32 protein-coding genes and 1 pseudogene are annotated in these 26,441 nt (G+C 67.2%); 20 read left to right on the top strand and 13 right to left on the bottom strand.

Features of this window, described 5'->3' with window-relative positions; all coding sequences use genetic code 11:
• The first annotated feature begins 109 nt into the window (after positions 1-109).
• Positions 110-253 (top strand): hypothetical protein, encoded by a 144-nt coding sequence (locus LAQ74_RS07610; protein ID WP_224336719.1) that lies wholly within the window; start codon positions 110-112, stop codon positions 251-253.
• A gap of 15 nt (positions 254-268) precedes the next feature.
• On the opposite strand, the gene LAQ74_RS07605 is transcribed toward LAQ74_RS07610, so the two are convergent.
• A complete protein-coding gene (locus LAQ74_RS07605) occupies positions 269-1,543 on the bottom strand; it encodes an amidohydrolase (RefSeq protein WP_224336716.1) in 1,275 nt (424 codons plus the stop codon).
• 295 nt (positions 1,544-1,838) lie between these two features.
• On the opposite strand from LAQ74_RS07605, the gene LAQ74_RS07600 reads away from it, so the two are divergent.
• Together LAQ74_RS07600 and LAQ74_RS07595 are read left to right on the top strand one after the other, a co-directional pair.
• Positions 1,839-3,452, top strand: coding sequence for a Na+/H+ antiporter NhaC family protein (locus LAQ74_RS07600; RefSeq protein WP_224336714.1), 1,614 nt, complete (start codon positions 1,839-1,841; stop codon positions 3,450-3,452).
• On the top strand, positions 3,449-3,715 hold the full coding sequence (locus LAQ74_RS07595; protein WP_224336711.1) for a DUF7513 family protein: 267 nt from the start codon (positions 3,449-3,451) through the stop codon (positions 3,713-3,715). The genes LAQ74_RS07600 and LAQ74_RS07595 overlap by 4 nt, the downstream gene beginning before the upstream one ends.
• Positions 3,716-3,786: 71 nt before the next feature.
• On the opposite strand, the gene LAQ74_RS07590 is transcribed toward LAQ74_RS07595, so the two are convergent.
• On the bottom strand, positions 3,787-4,119 hold the full coding sequence (locus LAQ74_RS07590; RefSeq protein ID WP_224336708.1) for an uS10/mL48 family ribosomal protein: 333 nt from the start codon (positions 4,117-4,119) through the stop codon (positions 3,787-3,789).
• 219 nt (positions 4,120-4,338) lie between these two features.
• Between LAQ74_RS07590 and LAQ74_RS07585 the strand changes: the two genes are divergently transcribed.
• Positions 4,339-4,803, top strand: coding sequence for a bis(5'-nucleosyl)-tetraphosphatase (locus tag LAQ74_RS07585; RefSeq protein ID WP_224336705.1), 465 nt, complete (start codon positions 4,339-4,341; stop codon positions 4,801-4,803).
• 75 nt (positions 4,804-4,878) lie between these two features.
• Positions 4,879-5,886, top strand: coding sequence for a DUF5787 family protein (locus tag LAQ74_RS07580; RefSeq protein WP_224336702.1), 1,008 nt, complete (start codon positions 4,879-4,881; stop codon positions 5,884-5,886).
• Positions 5,887-5,914: 28 nt separating this feature from the next.
• Here LAQ74_RS07580 and LAQ74_RS07575 read toward each other — a convergent pair whose 3' ends face one another.
• Positions 5,915-7,744: a right-handed parallel beta-helix repeat-containing protein gene (locus LAQ74_RS07575; protein WP_224336699.1), complete on the bottom strand. Its 1,830-nt coding sequence runs from the start codon at positions 7,742-7,744 to the stop codon at positions 5,915-5,917.
• A gap of 91 nt (positions 7,745-7,835) precedes the next feature.
• Entirely contained in the window at positions 7,836-8,333 is a 498-nt protein-coding gene (locus LAQ74_RS07570; RefSeq protein ID WP_224336696.1) for a DUF5797 family protein, read from the bottom strand.
• A gap of 187 nt (positions 8,334-8,520) precedes the next feature.
• Between LAQ74_RS07570 and LAQ74_RS07565 the strand changes: the two genes are divergently transcribed.
• The 5 genes from LAQ74_RS07565 (at position 8,521) to LAQ74_RS07545 (ending at position 11,057) form a co-directional block, all read left to right on the top strand.
• Entirely contained in the window at positions 8,521-9,294 is a 774-nt protein-coding gene (locus LAQ74_RS07565) for an enoyl-CoA hydratase/isomerase family protein (RefSeq protein ID WP_224336693.1), read from the top strand.
• Positions 9,295-9,384: 90 nt separating this feature from the next.
• Positions 9,385-9,576 carry a hypothetical protein gene (locus LAQ74_RS07560; RefSeq protein WP_224336691.1) on the top strand — a complete coding sequence of 64 codons (192 nt, stop codon included), beginning with the start codon at positions 9,385-9,387 and terminating at the stop codon, positions 9,574-9,576.
• 198 nt (positions 9,577-9,774) lie between these two features.
• On the top strand, positions 9,775-10,032 hold the full coding sequence (locus LAQ74_RS07555; protein WP_224336687.1) for a DUF5789 family protein: 258 nt from the start codon (positions 9,775-9,777) through the stop codon (positions 10,030-10,032).
• A 104-nt stretch (positions 10,033-10,136) separates the two neighbouring features.
• Positions 10,137-10,454: a transcription factor S gene (locus tag LAQ74_RS07550; protein ID WP_224336685.1), complete on the top strand. Its 318-nt coding sequence runs from the start codon at positions 10,137-10,139 to the stop codon at positions 10,452-10,454.
• Between the two features lie 3 nt (positions 10,455-10,457).
• Positions 10,458-11,057, top strand: coding sequence for a DUF6517 family protein (locus LAQ74_RS07545; protein ID WP_224336683.1), 600 nt, complete (start codon positions 10,458-10,460; stop codon positions 11,055-11,057).
• 11 nt (positions 11,058-11,068) lie between these two features.
• On the opposite strand, the gene LAQ74_RS07540 is transcribed toward LAQ74_RS07545, so the two are convergent.
• From LAQ74_RS07540 to LAQ74_RS07525, 4 genes are all read right to left on the bottom strand, one after another.
• Positions 11,069-11,419: a peptide ABC transporter ATP-binding protein gene (locus LAQ74_RS07540; RefSeq protein WP_224336682.1), complete on the bottom strand. Its 351-nt coding sequence runs from the start codon at positions 11,417-11,419 to the stop codon at positions 11,069-11,071.
• Positions 11,416-11,634 (bottom strand): hypothetical protein, encoded by a 219-nt coding sequence (locus LAQ74_RS07535; protein WP_117591351.1) that lies wholly within the window; start codon positions 11,632-11,634, stop codon positions 11,416-11,418. Before LAQ74_RS07535 ends, LAQ74_RS07540 begins: the two co-directional genes overlap by 4 nt.
• 99 nt (positions 11,635-11,733) lie before the next feature.
• On the bottom strand, positions 11,734-12,453 hold the full coding sequence (locus LAQ74_RS07530) for a tRNA (adenine-N1)-methyltransferase (RefSeq protein ID WP_224336680.1): 720 nt from the start codon (positions 12,451-12,453) through the stop codon (positions 11,734-11,736).
• Entirely contained in the window at positions 12,450-12,836 is a 387-nt protein-coding gene (locus LAQ74_RS07525; protein ID WP_224336678.1) for a nascent polypeptide-associated complex protein, read from the bottom strand. Before LAQ74_RS07525 ends, LAQ74_RS07530 begins: the two co-directional genes overlap by 4 nt.
• 129 nt (positions 12,837-12,965) lie before the next feature.
• Between LAQ74_RS07525 and LAQ74_RS07520 the strand changes: the two genes are divergently transcribed.
• From LAQ74_RS07520 to LAQ74_RS07500, 5 genes and pseudogenes are all read left to right on the top strand, one after another.
• Positions 12,966-13,142 (top strand): hypothetical protein, encoded by a 177-nt coding sequence (locus LAQ74_RS07520; RefSeq protein WP_224337397.1) that lies wholly within the window; start codon positions 12,966-12,968, stop codon positions 13,140-13,142.
• A pseudogene (locus LAQ74_RS07515) lies at positions 13,119-13,322 on the top strand (creatininase family protein); the annotation flags it as partial. The gene LAQ74_RS07520 and the pseudogene LAQ74_RS07515, both read left to right, overlap by 24 nt.
• 72 nt (positions 13,323-13,394) lie before the next feature.
• Complete coding sequence (locus LAQ74_RS07510; protein WP_224336676.1) at positions 13,395-14,192, top strand: DUF4397 domain-containing protein; 798 nt, start codon at positions 13,395-13,397, stop codon at positions 14,190-14,192.
• Between the two features lie 279 nt (positions 14,193-14,471).
• On the top strand, positions 14,472-16,154 hold the full coding sequence (locus LAQ74_RS07505; RefSeq protein WP_224336674.1) for an acyl-CoA mutase large subunit family protein: 1,683 nt from the start codon (positions 14,472-14,474) through the stop codon (positions 16,152-16,154).
• 155 nt (positions 16,155-16,309) lie between these two features.
• Complete coding sequence (locus LAQ74_RS07500) at positions 16,310-17,674, top strand: PQQ-dependent sugar dehydrogenase (protein WP_224336672.1); 1,365 nt, start codon at positions 16,310-16,312, stop codon at positions 17,672-17,674.
• 18 nt (positions 17,675-17,692) lie between these two features.
• Here the strand turns inward: LAQ74_RS07500 and LAQ74_RS07495 are convergent, their stop codons facing one another.
• On the bottom strand, positions 17,693-18,346 hold the full coding sequence (locus tag LAQ74_RS07495; RefSeq protein ID WP_224336670.1) for a rubrerythrin family protein: 654 nt from the start codon (positions 18,344-18,346) through the stop codon (positions 17,693-17,695).
• A gap of 113 nt (positions 18,347-18,459) precedes the next feature.
• Between LAQ74_RS07495 and LAQ74_RS07490 the strand changes: the two genes are divergently transcribed.
• Positions 18,460-19,617, top strand: coding sequence for an MBL fold metallo-hydrolase (locus LAQ74_RS07490; RefSeq protein WP_224336668.1), 1,158 nt, complete (start codon positions 18,460-18,462; stop codon positions 19,615-19,617).
• Between the two features lie 44 nt (positions 19,618-19,661).
• Here the strand turns inward: LAQ74_RS07490 and LAQ74_RS07485 are convergent, their stop codons facing one another.
• The 3 genes from LAQ74_RS07485 to LAQ74_RS07475 all read right to left on the bottom strand — a co-directional run bounded on the left by LAQ74_RS07485 (position 19,662) and on the right by LAQ74_RS07475 (position 21,923).
• The gene (locus LAQ74_RS07485) at positions 19,662-19,994 is read right to left on the bottom strand and encodes a 2Fe-2S iron-sulfur cluster-binding protein (RefSeq protein WP_224336666.1); all 333 of its coding nucleotides are present in this window, start codon (positions 19,992-19,994) and stop codon (positions 19,662-19,664) included.
• Between the two features lie 1,165 nt (positions 19,995-21,159).
• Positions 21,160-21,597: a universal stress protein gene (locus LAQ74_RS07480; RefSeq protein ID WP_224336663.1), complete on the bottom strand. Its 438-nt coding sequence runs from the start codon at positions 21,595-21,597 to the stop codon at positions 21,160-21,162.
• 56 nt (positions 21,598-21,653) lie between these two features.
• Positions 21,654-21,923, bottom strand: coding sequence for a DUF7964 domain-containing protein (locus tag LAQ74_RS07475; protein WP_224336647.1), 270 nt, complete (start codon positions 21,921-21,923; stop codon positions 21,654-21,656).
• Positions 21,924-21,955: 32 nt separating this feature from the next.
• On the opposite strand from LAQ74_RS07475, the gene LAQ74_RS07470 reads away from it, so the two are divergent.
• On the top strand, positions 21,956-22,198 hold the full coding sequence (locus LAQ74_RS07470; RefSeq protein WP_224336644.1) for a GNAT family N-acetyltransferase: 243 nt from the start codon (positions 21,956-21,958) through the stop codon (positions 22,196-22,198).
• A 55-nt stretch (positions 22,199-22,253) separates the two neighbouring features.
• Positions 22,254-23,894 (top strand): flippase activity-associated protein Agl23, encoded by a 1,641-nt coding sequence (locus LAQ74_RS07465; RefSeq protein ID WP_224336641.1) that lies wholly within the window; start codon positions 22,254-22,256, stop codon positions 23,892-23,894.
• 132 nt (positions 23,895-24,026) lie between these two features.
• On the opposite strand, the gene LAQ74_RS07460 is transcribed toward LAQ74_RS07465, so the two are convergent.
• Positions 24,027-24,980 (bottom strand): transcription initiation factor IIB, encoded by a 954-nt coding sequence (locus LAQ74_RS07460; RefSeq protein ID WP_224336639.1) that lies wholly within the window; start codon positions 24,978-24,980, stop codon positions 24,027-24,029.
• Between the two features lie 417 nt (positions 24,981-25,397).
• On the opposite strand from LAQ74_RS07460, the gene LAQ74_RS07455 reads away from it, so the two are divergent.
• Positions 25,398-25,796 carry a DUF7961 family protein gene (locus tag LAQ74_RS07455; RefSeq protein WP_224336636.1) on the top strand — a complete coding sequence of 133 codons (399 nt, stop codon included), beginning with the start codon at positions 25,398-25,400 and terminating at the stop codon, positions 25,794-25,796.
• A complete protein-coding gene (locus tag LAQ74_RS07450) occupies positions 25,796-26,431 on the top strand; it encodes an METTL5 family protein (RefSeq protein ID WP_224336633.1) in 636 nt (211 codons plus the stop codon). Before LAQ74_RS07455 ends, LAQ74_RS07450 begins: the two co-directional genes overlap by 1 nt.
• Positions 26,432-26,441: the final 10 nt, after the last annotated feature.

The raw sequence follows: 26,441 nt of genomic DNA, 5'->3' as shown, positions 1-26,441 counted from the left end.
TCGACTCGCCCTTCCACGACGCCGATTCGCCCTCCCGCGACGCCGACCTGCCATCCCCACAGTGCCGCCTCGCCCCCAGCACTATCCGTCTGGGCGTCGTTCTCTCCCTATGTCGTATCAAACCACTATCGGTTGGTCGCTTCTCTCCTCCGGAATTGTCACGCTGATTCTCGCGTACCTGCCCGGAGATTCGCTGTGGTACGGAATCGCGCTGCTCGTCCTCGGAATCGTGGTCCTGTTCGTCAGGCGGTAGCGGAGTTGCGACGGCCTACGGCCGCGTCGCCGCGATCTCGAGAATCGAGTCGGTGAGTACCTCGACGCCCAAGTCGAGGTCGTCCTCGTTCACGTCGAACGTCCGCGTGTGGTGGCCGCCGGGGTGATCGGTGCCGACCCCGACGTAGGCGGCCTTCCCGCCGTTGTCCTGGACCTTCTGCATGAGGAACGTCGCGTCCTCGCTGCCGCCGAGGGCGTCGCGTTCGACGAGCGAGGAGACGCCGTCGTTGTCGCCTGCGACTGCGGCGACGACGTCGACGAGCGCGTCGTCGCTGCGCGCGCTCGGCGCTTCGCCCTCCGTCGTCAACGACACCTCACAGCCGTGCATCTCCGCGGCGGCCTCCATCACGCGGTAGGCTTTCTCCTGCATGTACTCCATCAGTTCGGTCGTCTCGCCGCGGACCTCGCCGTCGATGAACGCCTCCTCGGGGATGATGTTCGTTGCCGTGCCGCCGCCGACCAACCCTGCATTGATGCGGGTCGCACCGTCGGCGTGGCGCGGGATGGCGTAGAGGTTCTGAATCGCGGCGGCCATCGCCTGCACGGCGTTGTCGCCCTCCTCGGGTCGCGCCCCGGCGTGGGCGGGATGGCCGGTGAACGCCGCGCGGAAGTGGTGAACAGCCAGAAAACCGTCGACGCCCGCGACGATTTCGCCAGAGGGGTGGTCGAGGCCGATGTGGACGGCCAGGAGGTAGTCCACGTCGTCCAGGTGGCCGCTCTCGGCCATCGGACCGCCGCCGGAGACGATCTCCTCGCTCGGCTGGAAGAACACCTTGAACGTCCCCGAGAACTCGCTTGCGATGACCGAATCGAGAACGCCGAGGCCGATGGTCGCGTGGGCGTCGTGGCCGCAGGCGTGCATGAACCCCTCGTGCTCGGAGCGGAAGCCGCCGGAGACCGGCGCGTGGTCGTCCTCGTCGGCCTCGGTGATGGGCAGCGCGTCGATGTCGACGCGGAGCGCGACGGTCGGTCCGTCGCCTTTCTCGACGACGGCGACCGCACCGGTGTAGCCGCCTTCGAGTTTTTCGAGGACGTCCTCGCGCGCGCCCGCCTCGCGGGCCCGCTCGAACCACTCGTCGAGTTCCGCGTCGTCGGGGACGCCCGGCCGGTCGTCGGCGAGTACCTCTCGGCCGACGTACAGTCCGTCGAGGTCGCGCTTCTCCAGTTCGTCGACGATGCGGGCGGTGGTGTAGAACTCGCGCCACGCCGGTTCGGGATGCTGATGCAGGTCGCGGCGGAGCGCGACGAGGTCGTCTGTCGTCTGACTCATGTCTCGGTGATGGCGGTGCCGGTTCATAAAGCCCGACAAGGGGGCAACCGTCGGAGCCGGTCGCCCATCGGTCGGTACGCAACAGCCGTCAGACGGTGATCGACGTGAGCGCTTCAAGTCGACGTGAGCGCGTACCACGCGCTGTGAGTACGGACGTGACGTGGTTTCGACGCGTGGAGGACTCGACGACGGATGTCAAACAGTATCGGAGTACCGGTGTCCGAATCGGACGGTGGCTCGGCGAGCCGTGTGGATTTATTATAATTCACCCCGCCATGAGCGAACGTGAAACCATATGGGAACTGATCGTGAACCGCCGGAGGATCCGGATCGACCGGTCGACGGGTCGGACGGCGAGGACTACGAGGACGAGGTCGAAGAGGAGTTGGCGGAGGCCGAGCGCGCCCGCACGGAGTCGCGCATCGAGTTCTACGGTGGTCCAATCGCGAGCACCGTTCCGCTGGGACTGTTCGTCGTGTGGGCCATCTTCCAGAGCGGCGTGCTTCGAATCGGGGACACGACGGGTCTCGTCGCCGGCATGCTCGTCTCGCTCGTCGTCGGCATGTTCCTCGCGAAGGGCTCGTGGGCGAAGTACGCCAACACCATCTTCGAGGGGATGACCCAGCGCGTGGCCGCGACGGCCATCGTCGCGTGGCTCTGGGCGGGGATGTTCGCCGAGACGATTCAGACCGGCGGGTTCGTCGACGGACTCGTCTGGGCCGCGCAGGCGCTCGGCGTCGGCGCGACGCTGTTTCCGGCCATCACGTTCGTTCTCGCCGCGCTGCTCGCGACCGGCATCGGCACCGGCTACGGCACCACCATCGCCTTCACGGCGCTGTTCTTCCCGGCCGGCCTGCTCGTCGGCGCGAATCCCGTCCTCATGTTCGGGGCGATTCTCTCGGGGGCGGTGTTCGGCGACAACCTCGCGCCGGTGTCGGACACGACTATCGTCAGCGCCGTCACGCAGGACGCCGACATCGGCGGCGTCGTCGCCTCGCGGTTCAAGTACGCCATCGTCGCCGCGGTGTTCGCGTTCGCCGGCTACATCGTCGCCGGGTCGATGCTGCCCGGCCTCAACCTCGGTCCGGGGGCCGAGGAGATCCTCGGCGAGCAGAGCAACCCCTTCGGGCTCGTCCACCTCGTCTCCATGGGCGTGGTCATCTACACCGCAGTACGGGGTCGCCACATCGTCGAAGCCATCTCGTGGGGCATCGTCGTCGCCTTCGTGTTCAACGTGACCCTCGGGCTCGCAGCGACGAGCGAGATGCTCAACTTCGCCGCCCCGGAAAATCTCGGCATCGCGCAGGCGCTGTCGGTGCTGCCGTTCGTGACCCTCGTCCCGTCCGACGAGGCCGGCGTGGGCGGGAGCCTGTACGCGGGGGCGGAAGGGTTCTTCCCGCTCATCGTACTGACGCTGCTCATCGTCGCCGGCGCGCAGATCATGATCCGCGGCGGCGGGTTCGGGGCGATACAGGACTGGCTGCTCGACACCGTCGCGACCTCCGTGCGCCGCGCGGAGACGACGATGGTGCTCGGCACCGCGCTGGTCAACGCGCTCATCACCATCAACACGGCCGCCGAGATCGCCATCGCGCCGTACATCGCCCGCCTCGGCGAGCGGTTCAACATCAACGGCTACCGGCGCGCGAACATCCTCGACGCGAACACCTCGGCGCTCGGGTACATCTTCCCGTGGTCCGGCGGGGTGCTCGTCGGGTACGCCGTCCTGCAGGGACTGCCCGAGGAGTACGAGTGGTTCACGCAGTCGATGGTCGTCAACCCGATAGAGGTGTGGCCGTTCGTCTTCCACGGCTGGCTGCTGCTGTTCGTGTTCCTCCTCGCGGCGCTCACCGGCTTCGGACGCGAGTACACGACCGACCGCGAGACCGAGGAGGTGGCTCGCGTATGAGTCTCCTCGGCAAGTACCTGAAAGGGTGGAGCCTCCGGACGACCCACCCGACGTTCGAGGCGGGTCAGGAGCTCTCGGCGTTCCTCACGGGCTACGAAGGCGGTGTCGCCGTCGCTCGCATCGGCGACACGCGCATCCGCGTCCCCGACGCGCCCGACGGGATGGTCGATAGCCGCGTCCGACTCCGCGTCACATCGTTCGATCCGAACGAACACGTCGGCGAGGCGGAGTTCGTCGAGAAGGTCGGCGACAGCGCGTTCTGAACGCGCCGCCGTCGATTTCGTCGGCGTCGACTCGCCACCGCCGTCGACGGTCGACGAGTGCGTCCGCGTTTCTACTGCTGCCGATGACCGAGCGGTTTCTTCTGTTCGATCTCGATCTCGACGTGGACGCTGTCGGGGAACTGCCGCTCGGCGACGCTGCGCGCTATCTGGTCCGCGCCGTGGATTTCGAGGCGACGGGTGTACACCGCGTACGACCACGGCGAGAACTCCCGGCCGCGTCCCAACGTCCGGTACTGCGGGACGCGCAGCCGTTCGGGCGGCGACGAGTGGGGGCCCTTACACTCCGCGCCCTTCCGTTCGAGCAGCCGTTTGAGCTCGGAGACGACGTCGTCGAGCACGGCTCTGTCACCGCTTTCGAAGGTGAGTTTGGTTACAAAAGTCATGAGCTGAGGGGTTACTCTCTCTTTCACACGCGGAGCGGTAAAAACGCATCTACAGCCCACGCACCGCGTGACTGTCACGCATGCACGCACGAATGCGGCGGAGAGTACTGATAAACGGGGGTTCGTTTCCGTAGAAATCGTCCCATCGAGACTCGTCTCTTCGGCGCTGTGCCGACGCCTCCGATATTCTCTTAACACGGGATGGTCTACGTGGGTGCAATGACGGTCGAAGCGGTCAGTGCTGGAGCCATCCTCTTCCGCGACACCCGCGGCAAACGGGAGTATCTGCTCCTGAAGAGCCGACCCGGGGACTGGGAGTTCCCGAAAGGCGGGGTCGAAGGGGATGAGGAACTCCAGCAGACAGCAATCAGAGAGATCGGAGAAGAGGCCGGTATCGACGACTTCCGCCTCGTCGACGGGTTCCGCAAAGAGTACGACTACGTGTTCGAAGCCGGTGGCAAGACCATCCACAAGACGGTCCACCTGTTCATCGCCCGGTCGTTCGAGGCCAGCGCCGAACTGTCGAGCGAACACCGCGACCTGCAGTGGCGCGACTACGAGCAGGCCATCAACACCATCACGCAGGACGGCCCGCGCGAAATTCTCGAAGAGGCGCACGAGTACCTCAACGAACTCGCGTCGAAGAACGGCGAAGAGGAGTCCGAACGAAAGTACCTCGCCTGACCCCGCGTCGGCGGCGGCGCGACCACGCCGACTCCGTTCCGTAACACGAATAGCGACGGCGCTCGCAGTCGAGATGTGAGCTACCCGGCCGACTCGGAGTTCGTCTTCGAACTTCTGACCTGCCGGTGGGCCGAACGCGCGTGGCCGCCGGAGAGCGACCGAAAGTCGGCGCTCGTCGTCGCCCGGCAACTCGGCACGAAGCGACGCCGCTGGGACACCGTCGTCGTCGAGGCCGACCCCGAGGCGCTCGCCGCGCGCGCGGCGTTCGGCGACGGCGAACTCGACTCCGACCTCCTGCACGTCGTCCGCCACGCGCCCAGCGAGTGGGCGTGGTACCGCGACGCACTCCCGCATCCCGGTTACCCGTGGCGCTATGTGCTCGCGGCGATTCACCGCGCGGCCGCCCGCGGCGTCGTCGAGAAGCGACGAAAGGGGAGGCGAATCGAGATTCGACGCGTCGCACCGTACCCCGACTGGGTCCGCCGCATCGTCGCCGTCGAGAACAAACCCGATTTGGACGCCAGCGCCGCCCGCGCCCTCTCGGGACAGTTGGAGTACGACGTGGAGACGGCGTTGGCCGACGAGGTGTGGCTGGCGACGGCGGCGACCGGCGCGGACGTCGAACCCGCGCTGCTCGAAAACATCCCCGTCGATGTCGGCATCCTCGCGCTCGACTTCAGGGCGGGGGTCAGCGCCGACGCGGGCGAGGTGGCGTGGTACCCGAGTTCGCTCTCGCCGGATCCCGAGGACCACGAAGCGGCTTCCGACCGCGCGGAGACGCGTCTGCGACTCGCCGAACGCGCGTACGGCCGCGGGTGGCGCTCGTACCACGGGACGATGCGACCCGACTGCCGGTACTTCGAGTTGCGGCGCGAGGGTGATGCACTACTCCCGTGGTGTGAGGCGAAGGGGCGTCACCAGACCGCCGCCGAGTGCTCGGGGTCGTGCGCCTCCTTCCAGCCCGAACCGCCGCAGTGGCGGACGAGAGGGTGGCCCATCGAGGGCGGGCCGGGGAAGGGGATCAAGCGGTTGCTCGAACGGCGGCGCGAACGCGTCCGCGAGCGGTCCGCTCCCGACTCCTGAGGGTCGCCGTCGCGGCCCCCGGCGTTCGCTACGCCGGGTCGTCGTCGATGCGGCCGAACGCGTGCCAGATCCCGGGGTCGCCGCCATCGACGCAGACCCACCCCATCGGTCCGCCGGGCGAGGGCTCGGTGTTGCGGACGCGACAGCCGGCGTCGAAGCGCCCCTCGGTCGGCGGGGCCCGCCCCGGCATCGTCAGCGTCACGTCGGCGCAGTCGGAGCCGACGCGGACGTCGGCGTGCGGCAGTTCCCCCTCGACGTCGACCGAGTTCGAGAGCACCGTCGATCGCTCGAACCCCTCGGCGTCGTTGTCGCGGAACCGGAGTTCCTCGCAGCCGTCGAGACGGTAGCCCACTTCGCCGTTCTCGCCCGCTCCGTCGGGGTCGCCACCGCCGTCGCCGACGACGTCGGTGTCACGGAAGAACACGCGGCGAGCGTCGAGCAGTTCGACGCCGCGGGCGACCCGTCGACAGTCGTTCCCGTCGAGTCGGTGGTCGAAGCCGCCGCGGAGGCGGATGCCGCACCGCGAGTTCTCCTGGCCTTCGAGCGTGTTGCTCGCGACCCGAATCCGAGCGGTCGGCGTCGGGTCGGAGACCGCGAGCACGCCGACCTCGAAACCGAACAGTTCGTTCGCCGTGACCGCGACGTTTCGGCCGCCGCGGACGACGAACCCGACGCCCGCGACGTTCCGGCAGACGTTGTCGGTGACGGTGACGCCGTCGCCGCGCTCGACGACGACGGCCGACGGTTCGTGGACCGGGTGGCCCTGCAACAGACCGTCCTCGCGCCCCTCGGTCGGGCCCTCCCTCCGACTCTCCCCGCCTCCCACGTCGTAAACGTAGTTGTCGGCGACCTCTCCCGAGGCGCGGCGGAGCGCGATACCCGCGCCGCCGACTCGCTCGATGGTGTTGTCCGAGACGCTGACGCCCTCGGCGACGGCCCCCTCGAACTCGGTGGGCCCGTCGGACACGTCGCCCGACGTTCCGTGCCCGCCGGGGTGGACGGCGATGCCGTCGCCACCGTGGTTTCGGACGGTGTTGTTCTCGACGGAGATATTGCGGTAGTGGCCGTCGAGGCGGATACCCGTCGACGTCTCGGTTCCTTCGACGATGTTGCCCGTCACCCGCACGTCGTGCCAGTCGGTGCCGTCGTCGCCGAGGATACCCACGTCGGTGCAGCGGCGGATCTTGTTCTGGTCGACCGAGAGGTCGTGACCGCCGCTGCGGTGGAGGTGGACGCCGCGGGTGCAGTCCTCGGCGACGTTGTGGACGATGGCGACGTTCTCGTTGGCGGAGCCGTCGACGACGGCGTTTTCGACGTCTCCCTCGGGCGGGGCGACGACGAGGCCGCCGTACTCGGTGAGGTTGTCGGCCTGATAGGCGGCCGACCGCAGGTCGACGGCGTAGCAGTTTCGCACGAGGACGTCCTTTCCGCCCGCGACGTCGACGAGGTGCCACCGGAGTTTCTCCCCGCGGCAGCCACGGACCGTCACGTCCTCGGCGTGGGCGACGCCGATGCCGTTTCCCTTCGCAGGGTCTACGGAGGTGAGCGTCAGTCCGTCGACGACCACGTGGCTCACCCGTTCGCCGCCGCCGTAGCTTCGCGGAACGAGCGCCGTCGCGTCGGGGTCCGGCGGGTCGAACAGAAGCGTCGCACCGGAGCCGGCGAGAACCAGATTCGAACCGTAGAGCAGCGTGCGGGTGTGGCGGTACGTGCCCGTCGGCAGCGTCACGTCGCCGCCGCCGCGGTCGTCGGCGGCGTCGAGCGCGGCCTGTATGGCGGGTCCGTCGTCGGCGTCGCCGTCGCCGACCGCACCGAACGATGCGACGTCGAGCGGGTCGGCGAGGCGGTGGTCTCCCATGTCAGTAGATACCGGGCAGCGCTCGGAGAACGTTTCGGTGGTCGGCGGCGACCTGTCTCGGTCCGTCGTGTCGAACGCAGCCGATCCGAACTCAGACGACCTCGACGTCGACCTCGTCGCGCTCGACGGCGAGTTTGAACGTCGGAACCGTCCGATACGTGACCTCGACGACCCCTTTCCGCTTGAGGCTCTGCAGCGCGCGGCGGACGTCGGCGGCTTCGGGGTCGACGTCGAACCGCTCGCGCAGTTTGTTCAACACGCTGACGACGCTCTCGGAGCGCTCGTCGGGTCCGGCGACGACAGCGAACACCTGCGACTCCAGTTCGGGGACGCGGAGCACGCTCGGCGCGCCCTCGTCGCGTTCGTCGTCTACCGGCGGGTCGATGCCGAGCAGCTCCGCGGCCTCCGTCGTCGCCCGGATGAGGCTGTTCTCGTCGCGGTAGTAGTACTCCTTGAGCGTCCCTTCGAGGTAGCGGTGGACCTCGCTGCCGCTGTCGAGGTCCCACCGGTTCTGCAGTTCCTTGTTCTTCGTCGGTTGGAGGTTGACCACGTCCGCCAACCGCTCTTTGTCCTCGTCCGAGAGGGTCATTGTCGGGGTGTTCGGGGAGGGAGGATATCGGTGTTCTGGAGTGCGGACGGACGAGCGTGAGTCACGCTAGCGTCCCGCGGACGGGATCTCGTAGTGGGGTTCGAGCGGACGCGGACGCGTCGGGTTCACTCGCTGTCGTCTCGACCGCGGGCCGAACGATTATCCCGAATCGGCGTGACCCACGAGTATGTCGGACACCGTACTTCTCGACATCGACAGCGACGACGTGGCGACCATCACCGTCAACCGACCGGACCGACTCAACGCGCTCAACGTCGAGACGCTCGAAGCGCTCGAAGACGCCCTCGACGAGGCCGAGGCGGCCGACGCGCGCGTCGTCGTACTCACCGGCGCGGGCGAGAAAGGGTTCATCGCCGGGGCGGACATCTCCTACATGAAAGACCTCTCGGTGCCCCAAGCGCAGGGATACGCCGAACTCGGCCACCGCGTCGCCGACCGCCTGGAGACGTTTCCCGCCCCCGTCATCGCCGCCATCAACGGCTACGCCTTCGGCGGCGGCTGCGAACTCGCGCTGGCCTGCGACCTCCGCGTCGCCTCAGAGCGCGCCGTCATCGGCCAGACCGAGATCGACCTCGGCATCACGCCCGGGTGGGGCGGGAGCCAGCGACTGCCGCGCCTCGTCGGCGACGAGACGGCCCGACGGCTCATCTTCTTCGGCGACCGCGTCGACGCCACCGACGCGTACGACCTCGGGTTGGTCGGCGACGTCGTCGCCCACGACGAACTCGACGATGTCGTTTCGGAACTTGCCGCCGACCTCGCCGCGAAACCGAAGTTCGCGCTACAGACGGCCAAGGAGACCATCAACGCCGTCCACGAGGAACCGCAGGGAGCCGGCCTCGTCTACGAGCGACGGGCGTGGAGCGGCCTGTTCGGCACCCACGACCAGCGCGAGGGGATGGACGCGTTTCTCGACAAGCGCGACCCCGAGTTCGAGTAGTCGTTCCGCCCGATTAGATACTCGTTAACGACTAAATTTCTTCTGTTTAGTACGTTCATAACAATGTTACTATATTCCTTTGTCGGAGTCATGAATCCGTTCGCGGCCATCGTCGACCGACTCATCGACGGCGACAGCGATGTGAGCGGCGGGCCGTACCAGTGTCGAAGTTGCGGTGAAGGCTACGCCCTGGAGTATCACGTCTGTCCGACCTGCGGCGGCTACTCGGTCGAGAGCGAGTACAACCCGGTCGCCGAGTTCAACGACGACTCGACCAGCTAAGGACCGTCGCGTTTCCGGGTCGTTCACCCTCGACACGGCGTCTTTCGTCCGTCTCGGTCGTCGGCCGTCGAGAGTCGGCCGTCGAGAGTCGGCCGTCGAACGTCCGGGAGTCGAACGTCCGGAAGTCGACAGTCTTCGCTCGGGACTCTCCGCTCCACTGACGTTGAAGCTATGCGTCTCGAAAGCGATTCGCTACCCATGAGTGAGACAGTCAAGTTGAGCCGCGTCGAGTCGGTGTTCGAGGAGTTGTCCTACCCGATCACGCGCGAGGAGACGGCCGCGACGTACGCCGAGACGACGGTCACGTTCGCCGACGGGGAGGCGAATCTGGGGGAGCTCGTCTCCGAGACGCGAAGCGACCGGTACTACAGCGCGGAGGACCTCTCGGAGGAGCTGTACAACGTGCTCCCCATCGAGGCGGTCGGCGAACCGGGGCAGTCCGAGGGCGACGCCTGAACTACCCCCGAACCTGCTGGACGGTCGACGTCGGAGGGGCGCAGTCGGGTGATTTCGACTCGAATCCCGACGTTTAAGTAGCCGAGTACGCTGGTATCACTCCTATGGAGTTCTGCGACGAATGCGGGTCGATGATGCAGCCGCAAGGCGACAACTGGGTCTGTACGAAGTGCGGCCACGAGAAACTGCGCGACCAGGCCAAAGAGGAGGCGATGGTGACCACCCAGTCCCAGGAGGAGTCGGAGGTCATCGAGTCCGAGGGCGGCACGAGCGGCCTGCCGACGACGACGGCGCACTGCCCCGAGTGCGGCAACGACACCGCCTACTGGTACATGCAGCAGATTCGCTCGGCCGACGAGTCCGAGACGCGCTTTTTCGTCTGTACCGAGTGCGAACACAAGTGGCGCGAAGACGACCACTGAGCGATGACCGTGTCGCCGCCGACGGTCCCGGAGGACCGTCTCGGCGGGTGGCGACGGGTCGAATCGAGCGTCGACCGGCTCTTCGACGCGGGCCTCGTTCGGGCGACGGCACACACCGTCGTCTACGAAGCCGAAGCCCCTCACGAGCGGTCCGTCGGAGGGGCGGACGGGACCCGCGCCGAACGGTTCTTCTTCGCGAGTCGACTGCGACTCACGCCGAGACCCCCTCCGTCACGGATGCTGTGGCGTCTCGTCGCCGACCGCTCGATGGCCGGCTTCGAGGACCAACTCCGCGAACGCGGCTTTCTCGCCGCCGATAGAGTCGAGGAGCGTCGCTTCGGCGTCCGGGGCACCGACGCCCGACTCGCACGGTACGAGGCCCGCTCTCGGGTCGACGGGACGGTGGTCTCCGTGCAGGGGTGGCTCGCGGTCTGGCCGACCGACGCTCGCGGCGAGTTTCTGCTCGCCGGCGGCGCGTACCCGACGGGCGTCGTCGACGAGCGTTCGGCGACCGCCAGCGCCGCCGAGGCAGCGTCGTTCGACGCGTCCGACCCCGAGCGATTCAGAGAGGAACTGTTCGCGTTGATTCGGGCGACCCGGTGAGGCGAGAAGTGTCAGCGCCGGAGCAGCGCCATCGCCGTCCCGCCGAGCGAGAGTCGGGCCGGGGCGACGCCGAGCGCTCGCGACAGGTAGCCCGGTCGGATACCGGGACCGAGACGGGCGACGCTCACCCCGTCGACGCGCACGTCGACGGTCACGTCGGCGGCGCGGACGTCCTCGCCGAACTGCTCGGTCGGCAGTCGTCCCGTTCCGCGGAGGAGCGCGAGCGCGGCGTCGAGCGACGGGGTGTCGACGACGACCAACTCGCCGAAACCGACCACGCGGAGTTGCTCGCCCTCGACTGTCAGCGTTAGTTCGGCCGTGACGTCCAGCGGACGGCGCGCGTCGGTCACGTTGTCGGTCACTCGTCCGGTTCGCGGGTGCTGATGCGGAGCGTGCCGTCGAGTCGCCAGTGGGCGTGGTCGGCGTCCTCCCCCGTCTTGCTCGGCACGTCGACTTCCATATCCTCGAACTCGTAGGTTATCTCCGCGCCTCGCCCGGTCAACCGCTCGTAGAGACCGAGGGCGAGTTCGGGCCACGTTCGGGTCTCGTCGATTTCGGACATCTCGTCGGTGCTCATGACGTACGTTCTGTTAGGAGGCTGCCGACTTAGTGGTTCTGCGGCCGGAGCGGAGACCCGACCCGTCGCCGTTTTCGAGCGCTCTCGGCGGCGAACCCGCTACTCGTTGCGCGCGAACGTCAGATAGCCGGTGTGTCCGACGCCCGCCGTCGACGGCCGCGACCCCCGGTCGCCGAAGTCCATCTGTCGTTGAATCGTCTCCAGCGTCTCGACGCCGGAGAGACCGACCTCCCGAGCCGTCCGCACCGTCTCGCGGGAGTTCTCGACGAACGGCGAGTAGACGGCGAGAAAGCCGCCGGAGACGAGGAGGTCGGGCGCGCGGGCGACCACCTCGGGCGCGTCGCCGGTGTCGAGCGTCAGGAGGTCGAACCCGGAGAGCGAGTCGAGTTCTTCGGTCAGATCGCCGGTCCGAACGTCAACGCGGTCGGCGACGCCGGCGAGTTCCATGTTCTCGCGGGCGACGTCGGCGAAGTCGGGGTCGCGCTCGAACGTCGTCACTTCGGCGCCGAGACGTGCGAGGTACGCCGAGAGCACGCCCGTCCCGGTTCCGGCGTCGAGCACGCGGTCGCCCGCGGCCGCGCCGGTGTGGCCGACGATGAGACCGACATCGCGCGGCATCATTGGCGCGCCCGTGCGCTCGAAGTGGTTGAACAGGTCGGGACCGCGCGGCGCGCGAACGACGAACTCCTCGCCGAGATGCGTCTCCAGCACGTCGCCCGACGAGACGTCCTCGGGGACTTCGAGTACGCCGAGGTCCGTCTGCAGTTCGTCGCCCGGGCCGCGCAGGTACTCGCGGTCGCCGTGGACGAGGAGTATCACTCCAGGCGCGAAATCGCCGCGGCGAGGTCGCCGTTCTCGGCTTCGAGCGCCTCCCGGGCCTCGTCCTTGCTCGCGCCGGCGCGCGTCGCGACGATTTCGATGTCGGAGTCCGGGATCTCGTCGCCGCCGGCTCTCGTCGAGTCGTCGGCTTCGGCCGACTCGTCGTCGCCCGCGCCGAGCGCTCGTGACTCGGGTTCGCCGACGATCTGGTAGGTCTGCTGCCCCTGTGCGTCCATCTGCGTCACCTGCGCGTCGCTGAAGACGAGTTCCTCGTCCGCCGTCCGGATGATGACCTCCTCGGCGTCTATCTCGGAGACGTCGATGCCCATCTGCTTCATCATCTGCTTCATCTTCCGCGGGTTCATACCGCCGCCACCAAACATACCCGGAGCGTCGTGGCGGGCGGGCAAAAACGTGGCGAACGCCCGGCGAGAACAGCGGACTGCGCGGTAAGTCGTGGCGGTGCTGTCTCGACAGCAACAGTTTTGCGGTCGGCGTCGGTCGCTTCCGCTATGGTTTCCGACTCGCCCTCCCGTCGAGGCTATCTCAGCGCGCTCGGTGCGGCCGCTGTCACAGGTATCGGTGCAAGAAGTGCCAACGGTGTCGACGGCGCTGAGGCAGACGTGACCAGCGCCAGCTCGCTCACCGACTGGCCGATGCCGCGCTACGACGCCGCCGACAACACCTGAAACGGCGTCCTCGGCGACCAGACGGACGCGACGCCCGAGAACGGAGAAGCGCTGTTCGAGGCGGCGACGCAGCAACTCGTCCGCTTACTGGAGTGGCTCGACGCCCAACCGTTCGACGCGCTGGTACCGAAACCGCACGTCGACCCACAGCCGGGGGAGTCGTCGCTGACTCGTAGCTGAGGCGCACAGTTCAATTTCACTACTTGATAACGGGGGAAACGTTGAGATATTCGGAGAGCTACAGGACGTACGATGCCCGACTCACGTCGCCGGACGTTCCTGCATGCCAGCGGCGTCGCCCTCCTCTCCGCGCTCGCCGGATGCGGTGGAACGCTCGCCGAAGACCAGATGCACCCGTCAACCGACGAGCCGACGGCGGAACCCGCGGCGACGGGGACGGCGACCGACGAGCCGACCCAGGGGCCGGCGTCGACGGACGGCGGTTCGAACCTCCGCGTCGTCCACGCGGTTCCCGACGCGCCGAACATCGACATCGTCGTCTTCGGTGACGCGGCGCTGAAAGACGAACCGTTCCGCCAGATAAGTCAGTACCTCTACCTCGGCGCGGAGCGGACCGACCTCGAACTCGTCGTCACGGACGAGCCGAGTCGCGTCCTCTTCGACGAGTCGCTCGACTTGGACGTCGGCAGTTACACCGGCGTCGCCCTCGGCGAACTCGGTGACGACACGGACAGACCGCTCAACTTCCGGCTGTACGAGGAGGACCTCTCGCTGCCCGACGAGGGCGACGCCCGACTCCAGTTCATCAACGCCGCTCCGGACACCACGGGCCTGCGAGTCGTCGCGGCCGACGGCGACGAGACGGTGTTCGACGACGTCGGCTACGGCGAGGCGTCGACGACGACGCTGTCGGCCGATACACGCTCGATAGAAGTTCAAGCGACGGACGGCGGCGACACGGTAACGACGACGGAACTGACCCTCGACGACCGCGGCGTCTATACCGCGTTCGGGATGGGGTACGTCGCCCCCGACGACGCCCCGACGGACGCGCCGTTCGAGGTCACGCTCGCCGAAGACGGCGACTGAAGCCGAGACGGTCTCGGCGCTGTCTGCTGCAGCGTACGCGTCGCCGTAGCGGTCTCGTCGGGGGGCGTCGCCGCGTCGGTGCCGCCGCCGACACGGCCCGCGAGCGGGAGACCGGCTCCGACGCCGGCGAGTTCGAGAACCCGTCTCCGGGTGTGCTCCGAATCCATCTCGGTCGAGCGAAGCGGCGGTGAGGGCTTTATATCGGCGTGCTAAGCGAACCGTCGGCAGGGGAGCGCGTCTCTCGAACGCTTAAGGTCCCGCCAATCTTCACCTTCGACTATGTTCGACCCCGACGATTTGGAGCGAATCCGCTCCGCGAAGGACGAGTGGGAGGAGGAGACGCTCGGGCCGACGCTGGAACGGTTCGGGGAGCGCGAGGAGACGTTCACGACCGACACCGAGGGCAACGAAGTCGACCGCCTCTACACCCCCGACGACATCGCCGACACCGACTACGTCGACGACATCGGCTTCCCCGGCGAGAAGCCCTACACCCGGGGCGTCTACCCGACGATGCACCGCGGGCGACTGTGGACGATGCGGCAGTACGCCGGGTTCGGGACCGCCGCCGAGACCAACGACAGGTACCAGTACCTCATCGACAACGGCCAGACCGGACTCTCGGTGGCGTTCGACCTACCGACGCAGATGGGCTACGACTCCGACGCCGAGATGGCCGCGGGCGAGGTCGGAAAATCCGGCGTCGCCATCGACTCGCTGCGCGACATGGAGACGCTGTTCGAGGGCATCCCGCTGGACGAGGTGTCGACCAGCATGACCATCAACGCCCCCGCGGCGGTCCTCCTGGCGATGTACGTCGCCGTCGGCGACCAGCAGGGCGTCGACCGCGACCAGTTGCGCGGGACCATCCAGAACGACATCATGAAGGAGTACGTCGCGCGCAACCTCTACATCTACCCGCCGGAGCAGTCGATGCGGCTCATAACCGACACGTTCGCGTTCTGCGCGGCGGAGACGCCGAAGTTCAACACCATCTCCATCTCGGGGTACCACATCCGCGAGGCCGGGTCGACGGCGGCCCAAGAGGTGGCGTTCACGCTCGGCAACGGCATCGAGTACGTCCAAGCCGCCATCGACGCCGGCCTCGACGTCGACGAGTTCGCCCCGCAACTGTCGTTCTTCTTCAACGCGCACAACAACGTCTTGGAGGAAGTCGCGAAGTTCCGCGCCGCCCGCCGCATGTGGGCGAAGATCATGGAGGAGCGCTTCGGCGCGGAGAACCCCAAATCGAAGCAACTGAAGTTCCACACGCAGACCGGCGGCTCCACGCTCACCGCCCAACAGGTGGAGAACAACATCGTCCGCGTCTCCTATCAGGCGCTGGCGGCCGTCCTCGGCGGAACGCAGAGTCTCCACACCAACGGGAAGGACGAGGCGCTGTCGCTGCCGACCGAACAGAGCGTCCGGACGGCGCTCAGAACGCAGCAGATTCTCGCCCACGAGTCGGGCGCGGCCGACACCATCGACCCGCTCGCCGGGAGCTACTACGTCGAGGCACTCACCGACGAGGTCGAGGCCGACGCCTTCGACATCATCGACGAGGTGGACGAGCGCGGCGGGATGCTCGACGCCGTCGAGGAGCAGTGGGTCCAACGCCAGATTCAGGAGGTCGCCTACGAGCGCCAGCGCGAGATAGAGGCGGGCGAGCGCATCATCGTCGGCGTCAACGAGTTCCAAGTCGACGACGAGGCGCACGTCGACGTCGAGGAGGTCTCCGAGGAGGACGAGCGTCGACAGGTCGAGTCGCTCGGCGAACTGAAGGACGAGCGCGACACGGAGGCCGTCGAAGACGCGCTCGCGGCGATTCGCGACGCCGCTCACGGCGACGCCAACCTCCTCCCGCTCATCGTCGACGCGGTGAAGGCGTACGCGACGGTTGGCGAGATCTGCAACGTACTCCGCGACGAGTTCGAGGAGTACCACCCCAGTAGCGCCGTCTGAGTGCGAGCGTCGACGACGTTCGTGGCCGTTCGTCGCGAACCGACCGTCCGCTGCGGACCGTCTCTGCACGCTGGAGTACTCTTTCGGCGGACAGTTCTCCCGAAGTGTAGAAAATCACACACAGTTACTTCACCCTACAGTTGCTGTATATCGGTGTGAAACTCGCATCGAGTCGACGGGAGTTGCTCCGAACGGCGTTCTCGGGCGCACTAGTGGGTGTCGTCGCCACGGCCGCGGAGACCGGCATCGCCGCGGGGGCGTCGACAGAGCCGTCGGTCGGAGCGACGGCCGACCCGTCGGAGGTCGACTCTGTACAGGGAGCGGCGATTCCCGACTCGGTCGGAATCGAGACGGTCGCCGACGGGTTCGAGATACCGTTGGACGTCGCGTTCGTCCCCGGTTCCGACCAGCGGTACGTCGCCGAGCAGCGCGGTGTCGTCTCGGTCGTCGAAGCCGAGGGGGTTCGGGACCGACCCCTTCTCGACCTGCGGGACGCCGTCGAGGTCGACCTGGAGAAGGGGCTTCTCGGCATCGCGCTTCACCCGAACTTCGCCGAGAACCGGCGACTGTTCGTTCGCTACAGCGCCCCACGACGTGAGAACACGCCACGGAACTACAGCCACACGTTCGTCCTCGCGGAGTTCGCCGTGAGCGCCGACGGCAGGCGCGCGAACCGCGACTCCGAGCGCACGGTTCTCGAACTCCCCGAACCCCAGCCGAATCACAACGCGGGCGACCTCGCGTTCGGACCGGACGGCTACCTCTACGTGGCCGTCGGCGACGGCGGCAACGGCGGCGACGTGGGTCCGGGTCACGTCGACGACTGGTACGACGCCGTCCCCGGCGGTAACGCGCAGGACGTGCGCCGAAACCTCCTCGGGAGCATCCTGCGCATCGACGTCGACGGCCGCGAGGACGACAAACCGTACGCGATTCCCGACGACAACCCCTTAGTCGGACGACCCGGCCTCGACGAACACTACGCGTGGGGCTTTCGTAACCCGTGGCGGCTGTCGTTCGACCGCGAGAACCTCTTCGTCGGCGACGTCGGCGAGAGCGACTACGAGGAAGTGAACCTCGTCACGAAGGGCGGAAACTACGGGTGGAACGTCAAGGAGGGGACGAACTGCTTCGCGGCGGATTCCTGTCCGGACCGGACACTCGAGTCGGTGCGTGGCGGCGAGCGCCTCGTCGACCCCATCGTCGAGTACTCGCACGGCGACGGGCCGCTCACCGGTAACTCCGTCATCGGCGGCTACGTCTACCGGGGGACGGCGCTTCCCGCGCTCGCGGGACGGTACGTCTTCGCCGACCTGGACGCGCAGAACGAGTTGTTCGTCGCGACGCGACCCGAGGGCCAGGGGATGTGGCCGACGCGCGTCGTCGACGTGGTCGGTGAGGGGAGCGAGAACCTCGGACGCGTCTTCTCGTTCGGCCGCAACCCGGCGGGCGAACTGTTCGTGCTCGGGGGGACGTTCGACGGCGGTGCGCTGTACCGTATCGTCCCCGCGAGCGGTTGAGACCCGTCTCTCGACCCGTCAGCACACCGACTTCGGGTTCAGACCCAGTTCGCCCAGCGCGTCGGCGTAGTCGTCGTACGCGAGTTGAATCACGTACTCCGCCGCCGCCTGCGCGCGTTCCCAGTCCTCCGCTGACTCGCAGAGTTCCTCCAACAGTTCCAGTCCGCGTTCCAACGTCTCCCGCGTGTCGTTCTTCAACTGCCGAAACGCATTTGCCCGCCGCTCGTCTGCCTCGTTGACGAAGAAACTGATGATCTGCGTGTGCGTCCGCAGCGAGAGCAGCGACCGGCCGACCATCCCGCCCGCGACGCGCGAGACGGTGTCGTCGCGCCCGCGGAGGTAGCCGTGCATCGGGCCGCTGTCGGCCTCGGCGGTCGCCTCGACGCCCTCGCCCGAGGCGTCGTCCATCTCGGCGACGACGCGCTCGTAGTGGTCGGCCTCTTGCTCGGCCACCGTCTGGAACGCCTCTCGGGCCGCGTCGTGCGCTTCGTCGTCGGCCCACGAGGAGAACGTACCGTGAGCGGCGGCCTCGCTCCCGGCGGCGACGCGGAGCACCGACTCGGCATCCAGTTCGGCGTCGGTTAGTGCGACGAGCAGTTGACTCGACCCCAACCGGTCGAGCTCGGTTCGCTTCGCCGCTTCGACGGTCTCGCGGAACTCCGTGACGTCCATACGAGTCGTGACGGGTGCCCGCGAGTTCAACGTTGCTCCGGTCGCCGCGGTCGAGTCGCCGAGCGCTCCCCGAGCGCCGCGGGCTTTTGCCGTCCGAGCGCGTACTCCGAGCTATGAGTCCCGACGAAACTGCCCTCTCCCCGTCGGCGCTGGCGGCGGCGCTCCACGACGGCGAGCGCGTCCGGGTGCTCGACGTACGAAACCGCGACGAGGCCGATGAGTGGCCGCTCTCCGGCGGCGACGTGGAGACGACGAATCTCCCGTACATGCAGTTCGTCCAGGCGCAGGCGGCGGACGAACTCGACGACATCGCCGACGAGTTCGACGACGGCCAGCGGGTCGTCGTCATCTGCGGGCGCGGCGAGTCGAGCGCGACGGTCGCCGAAGCGCTCCGCGACCACGGCGTCGACGCGGTGAACCTCGCCGAGGGGATGCGCGGATGGGCGCGGGTGTACCACGCCGAGGAAGTCGACGGCGAGTCCGAGGACGCGACGGTGATACAGTACCAGCGTCCGGCGAGCGGGTGTCTCGCCTACCTCGTCGTCTCCGGCGACGAAGCCGCCGTCGTCGACCCGCTCCGCACGTTCGCCGACCGGTACGTCGAGGACGCCCGCGACCGGGGTGCGGAACTCCGCTACGCGCTCGACACACACGTCCACGCCGACCACGTCAGTGGTGTGCGCGACGTGGCCGAGCGCAGCGATGCCGAACCGGTCGTTCCCGAAGGGGCGACCGAGCGCGGACTCGCGTTCGACGCGAAACTGGTCGGCGACGGCGACGAACTCCGCGTCGGTGACGTGACGCTCGAAGCGATGCACGCGCCAGGGCACACCACCGAGATGACCGCGTACCGACTCGGAACTGTCCTCTTCGACGGCGACCTGCTGTTCACCGAGAGCGTCGCCCGACCTGACCTCGAACGCGGCGACGAGGGGGCCGAGGGGATGGCGCGACGGCTCCACCGGACGCTCCGCGAGCGGGTGCTCGCGCTACCGGACGAGACGGTGGTCGCGCCCGGTCACTACGGCGACTCGGCGAACCCGACCGAAGACGGGACCTACACCGCGACGCTCGGCGAACTGAAATCCCGTCTGGAGGCGCTGTCGATGGACGAGGACGCGTTCGTGGAGTACGCATTGTCGGGGATGCCGCCACGGCCGAACAACTTCGAGGAGATAATCGCAACGAATCTCGGGCGCGATTCGGTCGGCGACGACGAGGCGTTCGAACTGGAACTCGGCCCGAACAACTGCGCGGCGACGGCGGATTGAGGGGGGTTAGTGCTCGACGAGAACGAGAGAATCGGTGCCGTCGGTCAGTCGTCGTCGGCCGCGGTGGCGTCACCCGTCGCCTGCGCGTCCGCTTCGATGCTCGGCGGGTACTTCCCGCGGTCGAGTTTCAGGTCGCTCTGCGGGCGCGCCATGCAGGTGAGCGCGTACGTTTCGGCTTCCTCCTCGGTGAGTCCGCGAGCCGCGGGTTGGGTCACCTCGCCCTCGACGATTTCGGCAGAACACGCCAGACACATCCCGACGCGACAGGAGTACTCCTGGGCGATTCCCTCGTCGATGCAGGCTTTGAGGATGGTCTGTTTGTCGGAGATCTCGATAGTCTCGCCGGTGCCGACGAACTCGACAGTGTACTCGGGCATACTCGCTGGTACGAAAACACCGGAGAAAACTCTTTATGGTGTATACTGTCGTAATGGATGCGACAGAATGCCGCTCGTCGGAGCGCCCACCGGAATCGGTCCACGCGGGTCTGACGAAGCGAGACGGACGTGGACGTCGTCGGGCGGACAGACCAGTCGCGTTGCGGACGGATCGGTGGTCGGAAAGTGGCCGTGTGATTGCCGGGGCCTCGTGCACCGACGGGCCTGTGGCGAACCCGTCCGTGCGTCCGACAATCGGGTTTCGGTTCACCCGTCTCGGAGATAGCCGATTTGCTTGTGAGTACCGGGTGTTCCCGAGGCGTCGCCCGAATCGATGAGGACACCGGTCGCTCGTCGGTCGGGTTCGGAGAAGGTGGTGTGTCAGGTGTGCCAGCAGATGCCCACAGCGCATGTCGGCGCCGTCCGGGGCTTCTGTAGCAACGACTGGGTATCAAAGTGAACATTAATAAATGTTTTCATGTTCGTGCCGCGTGTGATACCTCTCTCGTCGCTGTCGTTTCGCGCCGCTACCATCGGTCGGGTCACCGAAAAGTGGATATGAAGAGTCCGATTCAGGGGGAGTGTACTGAACCGGGGGTAACGCATCCGTGACGCGAACCATGCAAGCTCTCGGACGTGGCCGTCGACACACCAGGGGGATAGTGCGTCGTCGGACCGCCATCCATGCCAGGATGCAGATTACCCAAGGAGGTAGATCCCCAAAGTAACGTGCAGCCAAATAGCAGACAAGCCAGTATTTCCCGTTGTTAGACCGTCGTCATGGACATCGTAACCGACGCAGGCCACCCGTTACGTTCGGATTGTGTCACTGGACGGACGGACTGCTCTCGCGTTCGCCCGGTCGTTCCACCGCGTGCGTCGCCGGACCACACCGACGCCGACCCCGGCGTCGTCTGGGAAACAGTTATGCGGGAGACGCGCGTTCTCAGTATCGGTCGCCAGCGTAGCCGGACGCTGCCCGTGTCCGGACGTTCCACCGATTCGTGACGGCATCTATGCGCCGTTACCTGCGCGCGGTGACCATGCCTCTGACTTCGGAACCGGTACGTCACGGTTCCGGTTCCGTTCGGACACCGACACCGCGAGCTGCGCTCGGCGACGCGCAACCCGGCGGTATCGGCTACTTACGACACGTATGCCGGGGCTATTTTGGGTTCTGGGGCTGTCTAACGGTGAGTACCGGGACTTCGCTGTTCCGAACGACGCGTTCGGTGACGCTGCCGAGGAGATACCGGTCGAGGCCGCGGCGACCGTGCGTGGCCATCACGACGAGGTCGATGTCGTGTTCGTCGGCGTAGTCGACGATGGTGTCGGGCGGCGACCCCGCCTCGACGGCGGTGACGACGTCGACACCGACCTCGGCCGCGCGCGAGCGAACTCGTTCGACGGCCGCGTCCCCCTCCTCTTCGAGCGTCGACAGCACCGTGTCGGCTCCGAGGTCTATCGTCGCGAGCGTTCGCGTGTCGACGACGTAGAGCACGCGTAACCTGGCGTCGTACGCCTCGGCGAGTTCGAGTGCGTCGGAGACGGCCGTCTCCGCTGCGTCGCTTCCGTCGGTCGGGAGGAGAATTCGGTCGTACATACGAGAGTGTACGGGAAGGAGTAGTTAGAACTCTCGGCTATCCGACGTGAGAGTCGTCAAAAGCGACAGGAACCGATCGCCTCTTCGCATCGCTTGAGCGCCTCGTAGCGCTCCATCTCGTCGAGAGACGTCGTCTCGACGGTTCGCCACCCGTCGCCGTCGGCGTCGAACGCGAGCGCCTTCACCCACGACTCCGTCGCCAACAGCAGCGCCTCCGTCGGACCGTCGTCGACGGCGATGGCCAACTCCACGGCGTCGGCGCGGTTCAACGCGGCGAGTTCGGCGTCCGAAAGCGGGCGACTCGGGAGCGAATCGAGTATCGACATGCGACGCGGTACGTCACTAGACCTGTTGACGGTTGCGAACGCGCCCGGTCGAGAGGCGCCAAGGAGTCACTTCGTGGCACGCCATCGCCGTCGACGAGGCTCACCGCGGCGACGGCCACGGGTCGGCGCTGCTCTCGTTCGTCGAGACGCGGGCCGACGGGCACGGCTGCGACTGCGTCGCGCTCGCGGTTCGTGACGTGACCGACGACGCGCGGCGGTTCTACGAGTCGAACGGCCTGTCCGAGTGGGGCGTGGCGTTCGAGACAGACCGCTGAGTTCCGCCGACGCGAACCCGAAAGGCTTCTACCCCGCGGTGCGGCAGGAAGGGACATGACACGTCGCGACGACGGCGCCTCCACCCGGTTCGACCGAACGACTCTCGCGGTCGTCGGTCTCACGGCCGTCGCTCTCGTCGCTCGCCTCGTCGGTCTCGGTACCAGGGCGTTCCACTGGGACGAGGCGCGCGTCGGCTACTGGACGCTCCGCTACCTCGACTCGGGCGCGTTCGAGTACCGCCCCGTCGCCGGCGGGACGTTCCTCCCGCTCGTCAACCGCCACGTGTTCGCGCTCCTCGGCGCGAACGACTTCACCGGACGCCTCGTCGTCGCGCTCGTCGGCGGACTGCTCCCGCTGGTCGCGCTCCTGTACCGCGATAGGCTTCGGGACGACGAGACGGTCGCGTTCGCGCTCGTCCTCGCGGTCGAACCGGTGTTGCTCTACTACTCCCGGTTCGCTCGGGGGGAGCTGCTCCTCGCCGCGTTTTCGCTCCTCGCGGTCGGCTGTTTCCTCCGCGTCGTCGACGTCGGGGGTCGGCGGTACCTGTACGTCGGCGTGGTCGCGGTCGGACTGCTTCTCACCACCTCCGGGTTCGCCGTCGTCACGCTACTCTGCTGGACGCTGGCGGTGTTTCTGACGTTCGATCACCTCCGCGTCCGCGGCGACGGGAACCCGGTCGGGACCGCCGAACGCGCCTGGCGGGGGTTCGTCTCGCGGGCGACGCCGCTGGCGCGCTCGCTCTTCCTGTTGCTCGGGGTGTTGTTGTTCTTCTACGCGCCGCGCGCCGGCGATACCGACGAGGTCGGTCTCTGGAACCTGTCGACGCTTCCAGCGACCGTCGAGTCGGCGTTTCTCGGGTCGTTCCGAAAGTTCTGGGCGGTCCGAATCGACTACCGGCGGACGAACGGCCACGAACTCCTGCCGTACATCGTCGAGTACGTCGAACTGCTGGTCGTGCTCTCACTGCCGGTGGTGGTACTGGCCGTCGGCGCGTTCCTCGCCGACCGGTATCTGACCGGCGGCCGTCGTCCCCTGCTGCACTTCTTCTCGTTTTGGGCGGCCGTCTCGCTGCTGGCGGTGCCGATGCTCGCCGAGCAGTTCGCCCCGTGGCTCGCCGTCCACACCGTCGTCGCGTTGACGCTCCCGGCGGCGGTCGGCCTCGCGGCGCTCGTTCGAGTTGGTGCTGCGGGACTCGAACGCGACCGGGCGGCACGGGTCGGTGCCGTCGCACTCGTCTGCGTGGTGCTGTCGGCGCACGTCGGCGGCGTCGTCGCCACGAACGTCTACGGTTCGCCGGGACCCGACGACGACCTCGCGCAGTACGCCCAGCCGTCGCAACCGCTCGAACCGATGCTCGAAAACGCCTCGGCGGCGATGGCGCGCACCGACGGTCCCGACGTAGTGTACGTCGGCGAGGCGTTCTACACGCTGGACGCCGACAGCGACCTGCAGCCGCCGGTCTCGGATGCGTGGGGTAACCGCCTCCCGTTGCCGTGGTACTTCGAGCGCATCGACGCCCGCCAGACGAGCGTCGCCGCGCCGGACGAGTTGGAGATGGTCGACAGCGAACCCGCCGTCGTCGTCGTCGAGGACGAGGAGAGAAGTCAAGTCGCCCGGCAGTTGGAGGGGTACGAGTCGACGGAGTACGAACTCGGGCTGTGGAACCGGGAAGTGTACGTGTTCGTGCTGCAGTAGCGGTCGCGAGTCGGTCAGCATCCCCAGCGAAACCGGCGGACGCACCGCTTCCGAGCGCGTGGAGAACTGCGCGGCGGTTCATGTTACCGCCGTCGAGAAGACGAGATACGCACTTTCAGGCCGGCCGACAGTTCAGCGGAAGCCCATCGCTTCGATCTGTTCCTGATAGCGGTTCCGGATGGTGACCTCGGTCACCTGCGCGACGTCGGCGACTTCGCGCTGGGTCTTCTTCTCGTTGCAGAGCAGCGACGCCGCGTAGATGGCGGCGGCGGCGAAGCCGGTCGGCGACTTCCCAGAGAGCAGGCCCTGCTCGGCGGAGACGTCGATTATCTCGGTCGCCTTCGCCTGCACTTCCTCGGAGAGTTCGAGCGCCGAGGCGAAGCGCGGGACGAACTGTTTGGGGTCGACGGGTTTCAGTTCGAGGCCGAGTTCCTGGGAGATGTAGCGGTACGTCCGTCCGATCTCCTTCTGCGGGACACGGGACACTTCGGCGACCTCGTCGAGACTGCGCGGGATGCCCTCCTGTCGGCAGGCGGCGTACAGCGCGCTCGTGGCGACACCCTCGATGGAACGGCCGCGGATGAGGTCCTCGTTGAGCGCGCGGCGGTAGATGACCGACGCGACCTCCCGTACCGACCGCGGAACACCCAGCGCGGAGGCCATTCGGTCGATTTCCGAGAGCGCGAACTGGAGGTTGCGCTCGCCGGCGTCCTTGGTTCGGATGCGCTCCTGCCATTTGCGCAGGCGGTGCATCTGGCTGCGTTTCTCAGAGGAGAGCGAGCGGCCGTAGGCGTCCTTGTCCTTCCAGTCGATCGTCGTCGTCAGGCCGCGGTCGTGCATCGTCTCGGTGATGGGCGCGCCGACGCGCGACTTCGACTGACGCTCGGAGTGGTTGAACGCCCGCCACTCCGGTCCCCGGTCGATGGAGCGCTCGTCGATGACGAGGCCACAGTCGTCGCAGACGAGTTCACCCTGGTCGGCATCCGTGATAACTTCAGTAGAACTACATTCCGGACACTTCAGGGTCTCGTCCGACGTCTGTTCCGCTTGCTGCTCTCGCTGACGCTGCCGACTCGGACGTTCCATAAAAAGCTTGTGGGCAACGGAAGGTTTAAACCTTTGTAACAGACTCCTGACTGACAAGTGTTCACAAAGCGACGCCTTCTTCCATGTTTATCTAGTTATGTATCTTGCCCACCACGTTCACCGTTCGTTCACGCCCATGTAAGTGAGATTGAAATTCCAGTTCGAGGGAACTCCGTCGAGCGATCCGGTACCGTCGGCTCAACGGGAGTATCGTGGCCGAACGGTACCGGATTCGAGGGAAGTGGGGGCTGGAGCGTGTGACCCCCGTGGAACGTTATGTCAGCATCGGCCATTAGTGTTCGTGACACCCCCTTCGAACCGATACGTCGACTGCACTCTTCCCGTGAACCGTGCCGTGGTATGCGCACTACGCATTTACGAAGATTTTTGTATAACCAAAAGGTATGCACAGGTAGCATGAGTACCACTCGCTCGCAGAACGTCCAACGGGCGGTCGAGGGTTGCCGTCCCGCCAACGTGACGCCGGTCCGTCTCGACGCGGCGACGCTCGACTCCACCGCACCGTCGTACCTCCGAGACCTGAAGACCAAACTCGGTGACGAGGGCTATCAACCGGCGACGCTCGCCGTCGAAGCGTATTTCGACGAGGACTGTTCGCTGGCGACCCAACGGGAGGTCGACCGTCTCCGCGACCACGTCCGCGCCGCCTCGTTCCTCGGCGCTGGCCGTCTCGACGTCGCCGTCGACGAGGTGTGTGCGACCGAGAAGGTCGAACCCGCGCTGGCCGCGCTCCGCGAGCGCGCCGACCGCGAGGGCGTCACGCTTACCCTCTCGGGCGACGCTACTCTCGCCTGATGGGAGACAGGCGCGCGCTGGAGACGCAACTGGCGGTCGTCGCCGGATTCGAGAACCCACAGGCCCGACTCGAACAGTACCCGACGCCGCCGGACATCGCCGCCCACGTCGTCCACTTCGCCGACCTGCAGGGCGACGTCGACGGACGGACGGTCGTCGACCTCGGCACCGGCACGGGGATGCTAGCGCTCGGCGCGGCGCTTCGCGGCCCCCGCCGCGTCGTCGGCGTCGAACTCGACGCGGCGGCGCTCGACACCGCCCGCGACAACGAGCGCCGCGTCGGGACGACGACGCCGATTCACTGGATTCGCGGCGACGCGACGCGTTCGCCGCTCTGCGTGCACTCGGACGGCAACTCGGAGACGACGGTGCTGATGAACCCGCCGTTCGGTGCGCAGAACGGCCGCCGCGGGGCCGACCGGGGGTTTCTCCGGACCGCATCCGAACTCGCCGACGTCTCGTACTCGATTCACAATCAGGGGAGCAGGCAGTTCGTCGAGTCGTTCGCCGCAGACGAGGGCGGCGAGGTCACCCACGCCTTCGGCGCGACGCTGACGCTGGACCGGCAGTTCGACTTTCACGAGCAGGAGACGAGAGACCTCGACACCGAGGTGTTTCGCATCCGGTGGACGTGACCGCGAGACG

It is taken from the genome of Haloprofundus halobius (assembly GCF_020097835.1).
Classification (GTDB): Archaea; Halobacteriota; Halobacteria; order Halobacteriales; family Haloferacaceae; genus Haloprofundus; species Haloprofundus halobius.
This window is presented reverse-complemented; position numbering and strand designations above follow the sequence as displayed.

Coding starts and splice junctions, on each gene's coding strand:
- LAQ74_RS07610 (WP_224336719.1), top strand. CDS start 110: ATGTCGTATCAAACCACTATCGGTTGGTCGCTTCTCTCCTCCGGAATT.
- LAQ74_RS07605 (WP_224336716.1), bottom strand. CDS start 1,543: ATGAGTCAGACGACAGACGACCTCGTCGCGCTCCGCCGCGACCTGCAT.
- LAQ74_RS07600 (WP_224336714.1), top strand. CDS start 1,839: ATGGGAACTGATCGTGAACCGCCGGAGGATCCGGATCGACCGGTCGAC.
- LAQ74_RS07595 (WP_224336711.1), top strand. CDS start 3,449: ATGAGTCTCCTCGGCAAGTACCTGAAAGGGTGGAGCCTCCGGACGACC.
- LAQ74_RS07590 (WP_224336708.1), bottom strand. CDS start 4,119: ATGACTTTTGTAACCAAACTCACCTTCGAAAGCGGTGACAGAGCCGTG.
- LAQ74_RS07585 (WP_224336705.1), top strand. CDS start 4,339: ATGACGGTCGAAGCGGTCAGTGCTGGAGCCATCCTCTTCCGCGACACC.
- LAQ74_RS07575 (WP_224336699.1), bottom strand. CDS start 7,744: ATGGGAGACCACCGCCTCGCCGACCCGCTCGACGTCGCATCGTTCGGT.
- LAQ74_RS07570 (WP_224336696.1), bottom strand. CDS start 8,333: ATGACCCTCTCGGACGAGGACAAAGAGCGGTTGGCGGACGTGGTCAAC.
- LAQ74_RS07565 (WP_224336693.1), top strand. CDS start 8,521: ATGTCGGACACCGTACTTCTCGACATCGACAGCGACGACGTGGCGACC.
- LAQ74_RS07560 (WP_224336691.1), top strand. CDS start 9,385: ATGAATCCGTTCGCGGCCATCGTCGACCGACTCATCGACGGCGACAGC.
- LAQ74_RS07555 (WP_224336687.1), top strand. CDS start 9,775: ATGAGTGAGACAGTCAAGTTGAGCCGCGTCGAGTCGGTGTTCGAGGAG.
- LAQ74_RS07550 (WP_224336685.1), top strand. CDS start 10,137: ATGGAGTTCTGCGACGAATGCGGGTCGATGATGCAGCCGCAAGGCGAC.
- LAQ74_RS07545 (WP_224336683.1), top strand. CDS start 10,458: ATGACCGTGTCGCCGCCGACGGTCCCGGAGGACCGTCTCGGCGGGTGG.
- LAQ74_RS07535 (WP_117591351.1), bottom strand. CDS start 11,634: ATGAGCACCGACGAGATGTCCGAAATCGACGAGACCCGAACGTGGCCC.
- LAQ74_RS07525 (WP_224336678.1), bottom strand. CDS start 12,836: ATGTTTGGTGGCGGCGGTATGAACCCGCGGAAGATGAAGCAGATGATG.
- LAQ74_RS07520 (WP_224337397.1), top strand. CDS start 12,966: ATGGTTTCCGACTCGCCCTCCCGTCGAGGCTATCTCAGCGCGCTCGGT.
- LAQ74_RS07510 (WP_224336676.1), top strand. CDS start 13,395: ATGCCCGACTCACGTCGCCGGACGTTCCTGCATGCCAGCGGCGTCGCC.
- LAQ74_RS07505 (WP_224336674.1), top strand. CDS start 14,472: ATGTTCGACCCCGACGATTTGGAGCGAATCCGCTCCGCGAAGGACGAG.
- LAQ74_RS07495 (WP_224336670.1), bottom strand. CDS start 18,346: ATGGACGTCACGGAGTTCCGCGAGACCGTCGAAGCGGCGAAGCGAACC.
- LAQ74_RS07490 (WP_224336668.1), top strand. CDS start 18,460: ATGAGTCCCGACGAAACTGCCCTCTCCCCGTCGGCGCTGGCGGCGGCG.
- LAQ74_RS07485 (WP_224336666.1), bottom strand. CDS start 19,994: ATGCCCGAGTACACTGTCGAGTTCGTCGGCACCGGCGAGACTATCGAG.
- LAQ74_RS07480 (WP_224336663.1), bottom strand. CDS start 21,597: ATGTACGACCGAATTCTCCTCCCGACCGACGGAAGCGACGCAGCGGAG.
- LAQ74_RS07475 (WP_224336647.1), bottom strand. CDS start 21,923: ATGTCGATACTCGATTCGCTCCCGAGTCGCCCGCTTTCGGACGCCGAA.
- LAQ74_RS07465 (WP_224336641.1), top strand. CDS start 22,254: ATGACACGTCGCGACGACGGCGCCTCCACCCGGTTCGACCGAACGACT.
- LAQ74_RS07460 (WP_224336639.1), bottom strand. CDS start 24,980: ATGGAACGTCCGAGTCGGCAGCGTCAGCGAGAGCAGCAAGCGGAACAG.
- LAQ74_RS07455 (WP_224336636.1), top strand. CDS start 25,398: ATGAGTACCACTCGCTCGCAGAACGTCCAACGGGCGGTCGAGGGTTGC.
- LAQ74_RS07450 (WP_224336633.1), top strand. CDS start 25,796: ATGGGAGACAGGCGCGCGCTGGAGACGCAACTGGCGGTCGTCGCCGGA.